This window comes from Coleofasciculus sp. E2-BRE-01, from assembly GCF_040221695.1.
In the GTDB taxonomy this organism is placed as follows: Bacteria; Cyanobacteriota; Cyanobacteriia; order Cyanobacteriales; family Coleofasciculaceae; genus Coleofasciculus.
On record NZ_JAVKEA010000210.1, the window covers coordinates 1 to 12,729 of the forward strand.

Consider the following 12,729-nt stretch of genomic DNA (forward strand, 5'->3'; position numbering starts at 1 on the left):
ATCGGCTTTTTGAATCCATTGAAGAGTTAGAATCTTTGTTGCATCAACTTTTAAATGAAGACAAGCTAGTTATTAACTGGGGGCGCAAACTGAAAAATAAGGGTAATGCTCTTATCACAGTTTAAATGCATGACAGCTTAGGAAATCACGCATTCGTAGGGGAGAAGCATTAGCACCTAGATTTTTCGATTTTACCTAACCCCGGAATTTGGTAAAGCCTCCATTCCATTAGGCGTTTGTAACTTTTGCATGACAAACTCTTGATTGACTAATGCTTGCGGATGAGATGGATTCAATTCTAATGCGGTTTGCAAGGCTTCCAATGCTTGAGGATATTGCTCTAAAAACCGTAGCGCTATGCCTTTACCTGCCCAAAAATCAGCATTCTCTGCATCGATCGCGATCGCACGATTATAAGTGACTACAGCATCACGATATTGATTTAATGCCATGAGTGATAGCCCCCTATTATACCATGCTGCTGCCAAATCCGGATTAATGCCAATTGCTCGTTCGGCTGCGGTGATCGCCTCTTGATAGCGTTGCAAACGGAAGTCTAAACCACTCAGATTCACCCAAATCTCTGCCAAAGTCAGAATGTTGCCCACATTCGCATCCCCTAACAGCGCCCGTTGATAAGCAGCACGGGCTTCATTATACTCTCCCAATGTGGTGAGAATTCGGGCATAGTTAAACCACGCCTTCGAGGAATTGGGATTAATCACAATCGCCTGTTCTGTCGCCCCTAGCGCCTCTTCAAACCGCCCCATAAACCACAGCGTCGCCCCCCGACTACTCCAGGGATCAGCATAGTCAGGATTAAGTGCTACCGCCCGATTAGCGGATGCCAAAGCTTCTTGAAATCGACCTGAACCCGTCAGCGCATCCGCCCGATGACTCCACGCATACGCCGCCCCTTCTTCTCCCCAGCGCCCGTCTCCCTCTTGAATCGCTTGATCGCAAGCGGCTAAAGCATCTTCATATTCACTCAGTTGATTCAAAGTGGCACATTGATTGGCTAAGGCTAACGAATAATCGGGACGAATTTTCAGCGCCCATTCCTGAGAGGTTAACGCTTCACCTGGTTGACCAATAATTAATAAAACTTTACCTTGTTCCGTCCAAGCGGTTGCATCCTTGGGGTCAATCGCCAGGGCTTGATCATAAGACTCTAGGGCGGCGTCATACTGTCCCAACTGAGCCAAAATTTTACCCCGATTTGTCCACGCGATCGCGGGAGTGCGATTTCCCCAATCCCCATTCACTTGTAATGCCCGTTCACAGGAATTGAGGGCATCATACGTCTGATCAAATTGGGATAATAACAGACACCGTTGCGCCCAAGCCAGGGAATAATTGGGATTACTTTGAACCGCTAAATCAAAGGAAAATAGGGCTTTTTCTCGTTCTGCTTGTCCCCAAAGAGCTAACCCTTGATGATACAACGCATAAGCCCGTGTCACCTCATCCCAGTTTTCATCAATTTGCAACGCCGTTTCACAATCAGTTATCGCGGCTTCATAGTTTGCCAATTGGATGTGCGCCGCGCAACGCTTTGCCCAGGCTTCAGAATGTCTCGGTTCAATGCGAATCACCTGCCCATAAGAGGCGGCGGCTTCGGCATAATTATCTAATGCCCGTTGAATATCACCTCGATCAATCCAGGCTTGAGGTTCATTAGGATTCAACGCGATCGCTTGATCACAGGCTTCTAGGGCTTCTTCATAATTCCTAGCCTCTTTTTGGGAAGCACAGAGGTTAGCCCAGTAACTAAAATCTTGTAACTGTAATCCCTCTTCACCTTGAGCGTTTAAACTCTGGGGGGAGGATACAGTTACCCATAAAAAGGTACTTAGAAAAATAGAAATAATTTTGTTATTTGTCATTCGTCATTTGTCATTTGTCATTTGTCATTGGTCATTCGTTATTGGTCATTTAGACAGGGCGGGTTTAGTGACATTAGGGTGGACAAAAAAATGATAGTAGTGAAACCCGCCCCTACACATAAAACTCTTTTCTAGTCATTGATCATTCACCTCCCTCATCTCCCTCTTCTCCCAGACGTTCCACCGGAACGTCTCTACAACCCCTGCTTCCCCTGCTTCCCCTGCTTCCCCTGCTTCCCCTGCTTCCCCTGCTTCCCCAGCTCCCGCCGCTTCCCCATCACCTTATTTCCGACAATTATCACAATGTCCACATTTTAATCCCATCGCCTCCTTTTTAAACCCAAACGCCTTTAATAAAAACTGCCAACGACATTGACGAGTTGTCAGATATTGTGTCATCAGTTTCTGTACTTGGACTTGGTGGGAACTTAATTGAGCCAAAGCGCGGGAATCGGGGGACGGGTATTTGTGATAGTGAAAGGGATCTTGCCATTCCAATTGTTCTGCACTGTGCAGCAGGGCTAATGCAACCTCTCCTTGGCGAAATTGTTGGCTGACAGCGGCTACATTTCCCTGTTCGGGTAGCTTTTTGACTAAACGCTGGGCATCTTGGTATTGCGATCGCATCTGATCAACAAAAAACTGACGCTTTTGCTTATCCTCTGAATTTAACCACCCCGTCGGCTCACTGATCAACGTCAGGGCGTCTGCGGGTTTGCCATCGCGTCCACCGCGACCGACTTCTTGGATATATTCTGATAATAATTGGGGGGGCTGAAAATGTACCACCCACCGCACATCGGGCTTATTGATGCCCATGCCAAAGGCGCAGGTACACACCACAAATTGAGTTTTGCCACTCAGCCAACTCTGTTCAATCTCTCGCCGTTCTTGGGAACTTAACCCGGCGTGGTAGGCGGTTGTCGCATACCCCCGTTCCCCAAACCATTGGGCTAATTCCTCGCCATCTCGTCGGGAACGGACATAAACTAACCCTGATTGCCGATTTCTGGCTTGGATGAAGCGTAACATCTTCTGGCGGCGTCCCCGTGGTGTCCAGACGATTTGCACGTCTAGGTTGAGATTTTGGCGATAGGGACTGATTAAAAAGGCTTGGGGATGTTGTAATTGCAACACCTGGCTGATGGTGTCTTGGGCGCTGGGATCAGCCGTTGCCGTAAATGCTGCGATCGGGATTTGGCTGCCGGGTGGTTTAGATTTGAGTAGGGTGGGTCGTACTGCCCCTAGGCGTCGATACGCGGGTCGAAAGGTATCACCCCATTGAACCAGACAATGTGCCTCATCGAGAATTAATCCATTAATTTTTAGATCAGGCTGAGAGAGTCGTTCCCAGACAGGCGCACTTAAGAGGGTTTCTGGAGAGAGGTAGAGTAATCGAAGTTCCTGGTTTTCCAGGGCTTTCAGCGTGTGTCGCCGTTGTTGCGGGGTTAATTGACTATGTAACAGGGCGGCGGGTAAGTTGCGATCGCGTAATTCCTGTACCTGATTTTCCATTAGAGCAACTAACGGGGAAATCACCAAGGTTAATCCGGTTTGTAAGAGGGCGGGAAGTTGAAAACAAATCGATTTTCCCCCACCTGTGGGTAACACAATCAGTGCATCTCGCCCTTCCAAAATACTCCGAATAATCTCACCTTGAGGCGGACGGAAATTATCATATCCCCATATTTTTTTAAAGGCGATGCGGACATCGTTCCAGGATGTGGTTTCGGTCATGCTCATGGGTATGCAGAGAGATTAGGGACAGTTGTAGATATCTGAACCTGATACTTGTTTGTCTTTAAACGTTAATTTTTACTGACTAAGGGAACAATAGTTTAGGATTCCATAGTCAGTCACTACTTTAGCATAAGCCTATTTCCAGCTAATCTTATCAAGTTGGTTTAAAGTTTTTGTTAAAACTCTTCTGAAAACAAGAGCAATAAAGCTTAATTTTTCTTTAAGGTTAATGGTTGTTTTGTATGTCAATAAAGGTTAGTCCGGAAGCGTTTCTCGCCGCCTATAGCGATTGTAGGGATAACCGAGGCGGATATCCAGGACTTAGACCATTATCCGATAAGCGATCGCCTTTTGGCACAGGTACTGAGTCAGATTCTGGCTCTTAATCCCGTGGTGGTGGGGTTGGGTTTGTTTCGCGATGTTCCGGTGAATTATGGGGAAACTCGTAGAGACGTTCCGTTGGAACGTCTTCTGGTGGACAAGAGTGAAACGTCAATTGTAGGGGCGGGTTTAGCCACTAAACCTAGCCACTCACCGATAACTTATCAACAAAACCCGCCCTGATTCAAACCTCAAACACTATATCCAGATGTGTCATCGCACCTCTGGCTAAAAGCCGAATCTCCCGATCGCGCGATCGCACTGAATCACCATAAACCCACCCCCGCCAATATTCCCACAACAGGGATGAACCACGGCTAAAGCATACCCCACCCCCACCGCTGCATCAATCGCATTTCCCCCCGATAGTAAAATTTCTTGTCCCACCCGCGACGCTTCTTTATGTGCCGTCACCACCATCCCCCGTTCCCCCTGTACCGCTTCCGTCTGTTAGGGATAAGAGGGAAACAGCCGACAACTCGTCCAACTGAGTATCCCATATAGATAATCTAACGGATGATAGAGGCTGCGTGCGATCGCCATATCCAATCCAATCGCTGCAACCATGGATGCGATAATCAATAGCAGGATTTTCTTTTTGCGTGTGAGTTTCATGGCATGACTGAATGCCCAGTAAGCCCGATATTAAACCGTAAACCGAACGACTATCCGTTACTATGACTCGAACTCGCCTATTTCCCCAACTTACCCTAACGGTTGTCACCCTGCTGGGATTAACCGTTACCTTACCTCCCCGAATCAATCCCTTAGCTGTCTCACCCGTATTCGCCCAAACCCAGAATACCTCAAAGACTGAAGCCGATAGACTATTACAGCAGGGAACTCAGCAATTGCAAAGGGGTCAAATTCGGGAAGCGATTGAGTCTTGGCAAACATCTTTATCGATTTATCAAGAAATTAGCGATGAACAAGGTGTCGCTAACTCCATAGTGAGTTTGGGAATAGCTTACGACAATCTCTCTCAGTACGAGAAAGCGATTGAATTTTATCAGCAGGCTTTATCAATTTATCAGGACATTGGTGATAGACAAGGTGTCGCTGGTTCCTTTGTTAGTTTGGCAAATAGTTATGATGCTCTCTCCCAACACCAAAAAGCAATTAATTTTTATCAGCAAGCTTTGTCAATTTTTCAGGACATTGACTATAAGCTAGGTGAAGCGAACTGCCTTCTAAATTTAGGATTATCTTATATAAACCTGTCTCACTATGATAAAGCCATTGAACTTATTCAGCAAGCCTTATCAATTTTCCAAGAACTTGGAAACAACCGGGGGCGAGCCAATTCGATTAACAATTTAGGACTTATTTATCAACATTTATCCCAACATAATAAAGCCATTGATTTTTTTCAACAATCTTTGCCTATCTATCAAGAAATTGGGGATAAAAGAGGTATAGCTCGTTCCCTCAATAATTTGGGACTAGCTTATAGCAATCTCTCTCAGTATGAGAAATCGATTGATTTTTATCAACAATCTTTAACCCTCTATCAGCAAATTGGCAACAGACAAGGTTTGGCTGGTGTTCTCGTCAATTTGGGAGTAGCTTACAGCCATCTCTCTCAGTACGATAAATCAATTGATTTCTATCAGCAATCATTGTCTATTTTTCAAGAAATTGGTGATATAAAAGGTTTGGCAAATTCCCTCATGGGTTTGGGAATAATTTATGCCAAAAATTATGAATACGAGAAAGCCATTGAATTTTATCAGCAGTCATTATCTATCTTTCAAGAAATTGGTGATAGACGAGGCGAAGCTCAAATTCTTGGTAATTTAGGAATGGCTTATATCCAAATTAATCAATACGATAAAGCCGTAGAATTTAATCAAGAATCTTTATCTATTTTCCAACAAATTGGTGATAAATTTGGTGAATTTAAATCCCTCTACAATTTAGGATTAACTTACCGCGCTCTGGGACAAGAACAGAAAGCCAGAGAATTCTTTGAGGAGTCTCAAGCCATTAGACAAGAAATCGGGATAGATTAGTCTAAAGACTAGATATAAATAATAAGTTATAGAATGAAGTGCGATTGCATCCCGTAACCTCAAACCGTATTCGCGCAATTCAGATGAATATTATTATAGAATTACGGATGAACAGACAGGGTGAAACTTGTTTACCAATCCTGAATCGTGTGAGTCATGAAATGGAATCCAGCAACTATCCTCACCCTACTGGCACGACTAACCCCCCCTAGCCACACCCAAATTATCCCCGATTCCAGCTTACCCATCAACTCCCAAATTAACCCAGAACCCAACCAACTCACCATCACGGGCGGCACCCCCATCGACACCAACCTCTTCCACAGCTTTACTGAATTTAACATCAACCCTGGAAACGCCGCCTACTTTACCCCAGCCACCGGGATTGAAACCATCATCAGCCGCGTCACCGGAACCAATCCCTCTCAGATTCTGGGAACATTAGCTTAAACAGCTTCTTTGATTACTTCTAGCTTTTGATCGACTTGTTTCAGTGCCATTTCCAAATCGGTGGTTAGGTGTTGAGCGCCTTTTTTCGCCGACTGGTTGCAATACTTAGCGACATCTAAAGCCGATCCAATCTGAATGTCAATATCAGAACCTCGCTGAGGAACAGGTTCGCTATAACGGATGCTAACGGGTACAATTTTTAATCCCAAACCTGGTTGATTGGATTCGGCTTGCAGGGCAATTCGTGCCATACCGGGTTTAAGTGGATTAACCTCACCATGACGAAAAATATTACCTTCGGGAAACATGACCAGGGCTTCGCCACGACGCAGGAGTTCGACACTGTGCCGGATACTGCCAATTCCCGGTTGTTTCGTATTCACCGGAAACCCACCCATGCGCCGGATAAACCAGCCTTGTAATCCTTTCATTTCATCTTGCGACACCATAAACCGCAAATCCCGTCCTGTGACAGGTTTCCCAGCGGCATAAGCCATGGTTAACCCATCCCAACGCGATCGATGGGTGGGTGCTAGGATAACTGGACCCGTTTTGGGAATGTTGTCTTGTCCCCTCACTCGCAGCCGCCCAAAATAAAGAGGCATGAGGATACGGCGACCCAAGGGATAGAGGATGGAGGTTAACAAAGGGGATACACTGGAGTTGACGGGAACTATTTTGGCGGAATTGACCGTCTTTGAATCAGGCTTGTCCAAGTTGGAGGGGGTTTGGTTCTGTTCACGGGATTGGAGTTGCATCATAAGGAATTCGGTTTTTGGTGTGTTTCGACTCTCCACTCTTACCTTATGAGGTCTGACAACCCCTGTCGTCTACTGAAGGGACAGTTCTAGTAATGTCATGGTTAAGCGTTGATTGTCGATCGCGCTGACGCCGTTGGGCAAACCAGGATTTCAGATATTCTCGACATTCGGTTTCCATAATCCCAGCCAAGACGGGTAAGCGATGGTTGGAGTAAGCGCTATCAGGACTATTGGCAACAGTGCGGATTGTGCCAGTTTTAGGGTCATCTGCGCCATACACCAGCAACCCTAGCCGCGCCAAGATAATCGCCCCAGCACACATGGCGCAGGGTTCTAAGGTGACATAAAGGGTACAGGTGTTTAAATGCCAAGTATTTAAGGCTTGTCCGGCGGCACGTAGGGCGAGGATTTCGGCGTGGGCGGTAGGATCGCGATCGCGTTCTCGCCGATTTTCGCCAGTGGCGATGAGGTTATCCTGATTATCAATAATTACTGCACCAACGGGGACTTCCCCGGCTTCACCCGCCGATTGTGCGATCGCGAGGGACCTGTTCATCCAGTGGCGATGCTTTTGATAGGCAACGTGATTAATAGGCGGTAACATTTAGAGTAGATATATGAAGAAACTTTAAAACACCCCTTGGCGACTTTACCCTAATGGGAACTAAAAGCGTATACTCTCAGAATCAATTGAGTCATTCAGCGTCTGCGGTTCCCCCAGCTTCCCAGACGCGCCATGGCGCGTCTCTACATGCTTCCCCTCACCACAATACTTATTCAGCCAGCCCTAACTATTTGGGTTTTCTGGTGCTGTGGATTATTTTACTCGTACCATCTCTCACTGGATGTGGGATTAATCCCAAGACAGAAGCTGGGGCGCAACCCAAACCCCCTGGTGCAGAAGAGAAAACCAGTACAGCCGTAAACGTCGCGATCGCAGAAACGGGATGGGTGATCGAACCCATAGAATATAAAGGTGACACTCAACCCCTGCGGGATATCTCGCTGCGATCTCAAATCGAAGGGCGGGTGTTGAATCTAGCGGTTGATATTGGCGATCGGGTGCAACAAGGACAAATTTTAGCCCAGATTGATGACGCTTTATTACAAACGGCTGTAACGGAAGCCCAAGCTGAACTCGCCGCCCTCAAGTCAGAAGTCGCCCGCGCCCAAACCCAGGTAGGAAATGCCCAAGCCAGGGCAGAACAAGCCCGGTTAGAATTGCAGCAAGCTAAAGTTGATGCAACACGACTCCAAAACCTGGCGCAAGAAGGCGCAATTTCTCGACAAGAAGCTGAACTAGCCCAAACCGCCGCCGCCACCGCCCAACAAAACCTGCAAGCCACCCTCAAGCAAATTCACACCGAACAACAAGCCGTTGCTGCTGCACAAGAGAGAGTTAAGGCGCAGCAAGCTATTTTGGCTGAAAATAAAGAACGTCAATCCTATGCGTTACTTGCCTCCCCGATTAACGGTGTGGTATTAGAACGAGTCACTGAACCGGGGAATCTGGTGACACCGGGAAGTGAACTGTTGAAGTTAGGGGATTTCTCTCAGGTAAAGGTAGAAGTCCAAGTTTCTGATCGAGAATTGGCGAATATTCAGGTGGGACAGTCTGTGACAGTTCATTTAGACGCCCTTGCCAATGAATCGTTTTCCGGAAAAGTGACCCGAATTTCGCCAGCAGCAGATAGTGAAGCCTTACAAATTCCCGTAGAAGTGACGATTCCCAATCCAAATCGTCAAATTGGGAGTGGACTTTTAGCCAGGGTTAGCTTCACCCCAAATACCCAAGCCCAAGTTTTGGTTCCGCAAACGGCGTTAGAGGTTGGCGGAGAGTCGGGGCGTGGAGAGACTCAGACGGCGAAAACGACTAAAACCTCAGAGAAAGAAACCGTATTTGTCGTGGTTGAAAATGGGGGTGACTCTAAAGTTAAGGCACGTCAAGTAGAAATTAGCGATCGCGCCAAGGGTAGAGTCGCTATTGTATCCGGTTTAAAGCCAGGGGAACAGTTTGTAGTTCGCAGTGATGCGCCGTTAAAGGATGGGGATACGGTGCGCTTGAGTATTTTATCAGCAAGTTAGAGAAGGCTCTTTTTAGGTTGGGTTTAGGAATGTAGACGAAGCCTTCTCGGAGAGTAACCCCATAAACCACGGCGATTGAAATCGCTGCTACACAAACATAGGCGAAGCCTTCCCGAAGGGTAGTCCGCCTAGGCGGACTAATTTCTAACGGAAGTATTGATATCATGTCCGATAAAAAAACCTGAAACGATGGTACTTCTATATTAGTCCACTAAAGTGGACTTGAGCTATTAGCCCGGAGTTTGAACTCCGGGCGAGCCTTATTCAGCAGACCCTATTGATATCATGTCCGATAAAAAAACCTGAAACGATGGTACTGCTATATTAGTTCACTTTAGTGAACTTGAGCTATTAGCCCGGAGTTTGAACTCCGGGCTTCGGGCAGATGTCGGGGCTATTTAATTAACACAACTTGTTTAAAAACACAACCCAATCTAAATAGGTTTTCTCCTCAATCTCTCAAATAGCCTGATCACAGGCGTTACAGTTAAGAAAATAGGCGCAATCTAAGAAAAAACCATGTCTCAAACCACAATTGAATCGGCTCCTGTTGATTTAGCTCTACCGCCAACCCAGTATGACTTACCCTGTGATGACGATATTCCCATGGAAACTCAGCGACATTTTCTGCAAATGCAAATACTTAGGGATACTCTCGTCGCATGGTTAGCTCAACGAGAGGATGGCTATGTTGGCGGTAATATGTTCCTCTATTTCAGTGCGGCTCAAATCAAAAACCAAGACTTTCGCGGTCCTGATGTCTTTGTCGTCTTAGGAGTTCCCAAAGGTGAACGACTCAGTTGGGTTGTGTGGGATGAAGGCAAAGCACCGGATGTTGTGATTGAGTTAATTTCTGATAGTACAGCCACCAAAGATAAAACCGAAAAGAAGCAAATTTACCAAGACAAGGTGAGAGTACCGGAATATTTTTGGTACAATCCCTTTGATTCAGAAAATTGGGCAGGATTTAGTTTGCAAAGTGGCGTGTATCAACATAAGAACTTGGATGAACAAGGACGATTTGTCAGCCAAGTGTTAGGTTTAGCGCTAGTGCGTTGGCAAGGTTCATATAAAGATATTCAAACAACCTGGCTGCGTTGGGCGACATTAGCGGGAGAGTTGTTACTCACTCCTGAAGAAGAGGCGGCGCAAGCTCAACAACAAGCTGAACAGGCTCAACAGCAGGCTGAACAAGCTCAACAACGAGCCGAACAACTGGCTGAACGCCTACGAGAAATGGGAATTGATCCGGATGAGGGTTGAAAAGATTTAAGCCATGAACTAAAGTTCTGGCTCAAAGCTTAAACCCGTTAAAACGGGTTCAAAGTCTTACCTCGTAGGGTGGGCATTGCCCAGCAGCCAAAATTTCAGTACCATTCATAATCTTTAGGGTCAGATTATCGATGCAAGAACTTTCGGGTGCTGCGGGTGGAAGTTGGCGAATCATTGATGAAGTATTTGACTCAACTGTTGTGCTACAGCAAGATAATCTATCCTGCGCTCCAGCTTGTGGTGAAATGCTACTTAAAGAGTGGGGAATTAATGATATTACCCAGTCAGCGATCGCGGCTGAGACTGGAGTACCTGTAGATGTAAGATATCTAGCTCTTACCCTGAATCAACTGGCTCCCAGTAATATTGGAATATGGCGTGGTGGTAATTTTGGGGTTGAGCTAGCAGAAATGCCAACTCTCCTGAAGAGATTAAGTGCGAAAGGTTCGTGGGCAGCAGAAATGAAAGAATTTGGCAATCCTATCGCTCATCTGGTGGTTATTGATGGGTTTGATGAAGCTGGAAGATTACGGATTCGAGACCCTTGGAATGGCACTCGATATAAAATGGAGGAAGCAGAATTTTTGAATTATTGGAATACACGAGGCGTTTACTTGGAGAAAAACGTATGAAGACCAGTTTACTTTCAATTCAGCCTGTAGAAGGAACAAATGAATTTAAAGTTCTGATGGTGATTGGTGATAATCGCCAGCAATTTACTTTTACAGTTGAGCATCCTGAACAAGAATCATTTACGGTTATTGGTGGAGATATTAATTTCTGTAAGTTTTTTAGGTTCAATCAACATATATCAGCTAAAGTAGGGGACTTAGTTGGGCAATTTGAGCAGGGTAAAATCGTGGAATTACCTGTGAATGTGGGTGGTTTTTATACTCCAGAAGCAGCGATGGAACGGCAAAGGAATTTCTGCCAAAGGGAGCGGGTTTGAGGCTTGATTGTTGAATTTCTTAGGACAATGTTCTATGTCATAGGATTTAGGCACAAACATCACATATTGTAGGGACACGGCAATGCCTTGTCCGTGTCAACTTAAGGTAAATAGCAGGGAAAGCGGGGGGTGTAGGGGCGGGTTTTACAGATAACATTTTGCACCAAACTGATAACTTGACTAAACCCGCCCTTCAAAATAGCTCTGGTGTTAAATCGATTTTGACTAAAGGCGTTTCATTCGACATCGATTCCTTCCCACATCTCAGAAAGGGGTATGCGTTGTCCTGCTTTTGCTTCCTGTAAAGCTCTCCTGAGACTTGCTTTCACTTCTTCAAGGGGAGTATCATCAGGATCGGTTTCGACTTCTTCGGTAACATCGGGAAACAGTACAATAATTCGCACGCGACTAGGGGCAACATTTTCAATGGGGTGATCGAGTGATAATTGACCTGTTTCATCCAGGGTTCCTGTTAGTTCAATAGCTTTCATTAGTTTCTCCTGAATTTAGCGGAGTTAGATGTTTACGAGCAATTAGAGCATCTGATGATTTTATTAAAGGCACGAGCTTGGAAACGCGATTAGTCAAGGGGCATATCTGTAATATGTTTGGCAACAATCGCAGGCGAGTCGATGTTTATCTGCCAATTTTAATCAATGAATTGCAGATTTTTATCATAAATGATGGTTAGTTCGCCAAGATCTTGTCTACTATTAGCATTCGACCAATCTTCGTGAACTATTCTGTCAGCCTTGAGAATAAATTTAAGTTGAATCCAACGATTTCTGTCTGTAATACCAATGGAAGTGCCGACTAACTCAGCCGACAAGGAACGGGGTAAGGTAATCTCTTCATAAAATGCATCTTGTTCGTCCCAGTAACCACAGATTTTATAGTTACATGACTCCAGATGTTCTGTCACAAGAACCTTGGTATCTAGATTTTCTAATACTTCAGTTAAATCTTGCCAAACAGGATGATTTTTTAACTCAATTATCGTCATGGTTTATTGATGATTAATGTTTTGTCACTTTGTCTGTTAAGGCTGATAATTCTAAGTGGCGATCGCGTCTGATGATTCATCGTTTGATTTTCCAGGATAATGCTATAGTCAGTAGGCGTTTGCTCTAGTACCACACCTCACCCCTGAAAGCAGGGAGCGCTCCTCTACAAAAGCCATACATACGACCAGA

General features: G+C 45.5%; 15 protein-coding genes and 2 pseudogenes. 8 read left to right on the forward strand and 9 right to left on the reverse strand.

Going from position 1 to position 12,729, the window contains the following annotated elements; translation table 11 throughout:
* Window positions 1–125: pseudogene (locus RIG66_RS27925) on the forward strand (IS630 family transposase); the annotation flags it as partial.
* A 66-nt stretch (window positions 126–191) separates the two neighbouring features.
* Here the strand turns inward: RIG66_RS27925 and RIG66_RS27930 are convergent.
* The gene (locus RIG66_RS27930) at window positions 192–1,886 is read right to left on the reverse strand and encodes a tetratricopeptide repeat protein (protein ID WP_446382459.1); all 1,695 of its coding nucleotides are present in this window, start codon (window positions 1,884–1,886) and stop codon (window positions 192–194) included.
* Window positions 1,887–2,168: 282 nt separating this feature from the next.
* The gene (locus RIG66_RS27935) at window positions 2,169–3,629 is read right to left on the reverse strand and encodes a RecQ family ATP-dependent DNA helicase (RefSeq protein WP_446382461.1); all 1,461 of its coding nucleotides are present in this window, start codon (window positions 3,627–3,629) and stop codon (window positions 2,169–2,171) included.
* 309 nt (window positions 3,630–3,938) lie between these two features.
* Here RIG66_RS27935 and RIG66_RS27940 point away from each other — a divergent pair, with 309 nt between their 5' ends.
* Window positions 3,939–4,190 (forward strand): hypothetical protein, encoded by a 252-nt coding sequence (locus tag RIG66_RS27940; protein ID WP_446382501.1) that lies wholly within the window; start codon window positions 3,939–3,941, stop codon window positions 4,188–4,190.
* Between the two features lie 81 nt (window positions 4,191–4,271).
* Here the strand turns inward: RIG66_RS27940 and RIG66_RS27945 are convergent.
* Window positions 4,272–4,454: pseudogene (locus tag RIG66_RS27945) on the reverse strand (gamma-glutamyltransferase); the annotation flags it as partial.
* A 3-nt stretch (window positions 4,455–4,457) separates the two neighbouring features.
* Window positions 4,458–4,622, reverse strand: coding sequence for a hypothetical protein (locus RIG66_RS27950; RefSeq protein WP_446382463.1), 165 nt, complete (start codon window positions 4,620–4,622; stop codon window positions 4,458–4,460).
* A gap of 62 nt (window positions 4,623–4,684) precedes the next feature.
* On the opposite strand from RIG66_RS27950, the gene RIG66_RS27955 reads away from it, so the two are divergent.
* Both RIG66_RS27955 and RIG66_RS27960 read left to right on the forward strand, forming a co-directional pair.
* Complete coding sequence (locus tag RIG66_RS27955) at window positions 4,685–6,019, forward strand: tetratricopeptide repeat protein (RefSeq protein WP_446382465.1); 1,335 nt, start codon at window positions 4,685–4,687, stop codon at window positions 6,017–6,019.
* 156 nt (window positions 6,020–6,175) lie between these two features.
* Window positions 6,176–6,469 (forward strand): two-partner secretion domain-containing protein, encoded by a 294-nt coding sequence (locus tag RIG66_RS27960; protein WP_446382467.1) that lies wholly within the window; start codon window positions 6,176–6,178, stop codon window positions 6,467–6,469.
* Here RIG66_RS27960 and RIG66_RS27965 read toward each other — a convergent pair.
* Both RIG66_RS27965 and tadA read right to left on the reverse strand, forming a co-directional pair.
* Complete coding sequence (locus RIG66_RS27965) at window positions 6,466–7,227, reverse strand: lysophospholipid acyltransferase family protein (RefSeq protein WP_446382503.1); 762 nt, start codon at window positions 7,225–7,227, stop codon at window positions 6,466–6,468. The two genes, RIG66_RS27960 and RIG66_RS27965, sit on opposite strands and share 4 nt — an antisense overlap.
* A gap of 46 nt (window positions 7,228–7,273) precedes the next feature.
* Window positions 7,274–7,834: a tRNA adenosine(34) deaminase TadA gene (gene tadA, locus RIG66_RS27970; protein WP_446382469.1), complete on the reverse strand. Its 561-nt coding sequence runs from the start codon at window positions 7,832–7,834 to the stop codon at window positions 7,274–7,276.
* A 53-nt stretch (window positions 7,835–7,887) separates the two neighbouring features.
* Between tadA and RIG66_RS27975 the strand changes: the two genes are divergently transcribed.
* The 4 genes from RIG66_RS27975 (at window position 7,888) to RIG66_RS27990 (ending at window position 11,536) form a co-directional block, all read left to right on the forward strand.
* A complete protein-coding gene (locus RIG66_RS27975) occupies window positions 7,888–9,315 on the forward strand; it encodes an efflux RND transporter periplasmic adaptor subunit (RefSeq protein WP_446382471.1) in 1,428 nt (475 codons plus the stop codon).
* Between the two features lie 519 nt (window positions 9,316–9,834).
* Window positions 9,835–10,578: a Uma2 family endonuclease gene (locus tag RIG66_RS27980; RefSeq protein ID WP_446382473.1), complete on the forward strand. Its 744-nt coding sequence runs from the start codon at window positions 9,835–9,837 to the stop codon at window positions 10,576–10,578.
* Window positions 10,579–10,718: 140 nt separating this feature from the next.
* Complete coding sequence (locus RIG66_RS27985) at window positions 10,719–11,219, forward strand: papain-like cysteine protease family protein (RefSeq protein WP_446382475.1); 501 nt, start codon at window positions 10,719–10,721, stop codon at window positions 11,217–11,219.
* A complete protein-coding gene (locus RIG66_RS27990; RefSeq protein ID WP_446382477.1) occupies window positions 11,216–11,536 on the forward strand; it encodes a hypothetical protein in 321 nt (106 codons plus the stop codon). The genes RIG66_RS27985 and RIG66_RS27990 overlap by 4 nt, the downstream gene beginning before the upstream one ends.
* Before the next feature lie 236 nt (window positions 11,537–11,772).
* Here RIG66_RS27990 and RIG66_RS27995 read toward each other — a convergent pair whose 3' ends face one another.
* From RIG66_RS27995 to RIG66_RS28005, 3 genes are all read right to left on the reverse strand, one after another.
* Entirely contained in the window at window positions 11,773–12,027 is a 255-nt protein-coding gene (locus RIG66_RS27995) for a type II toxin-antitoxin system RelN family antitoxin (RefSeq protein WP_446356396.1), read from the reverse strand.
* Window positions 12,028–12,185: 158 nt separating this feature from the next.
* Window positions 12,186–12,539 (reverse strand): hypothetical protein, encoded by a 354-nt coding sequence (locus tag RIG66_RS28000; protein WP_446382479.1) that lies wholly within the window; start codon window positions 12,537–12,539, stop codon window positions 12,186–12,188.
* Entirely contained in the window at window positions 12,536–12,673 is a 138-nt protein-coding gene (locus tag RIG66_RS28005; protein WP_446382481.1) for a hypothetical protein, read from the reverse strand. Before RIG66_RS28005 ends, RIG66_RS28000 begins: the two co-directional genes overlap by 4 nt.
* Between the last annotated feature and the right edge of the window lie 56 nt (window positions 12,674–12,729).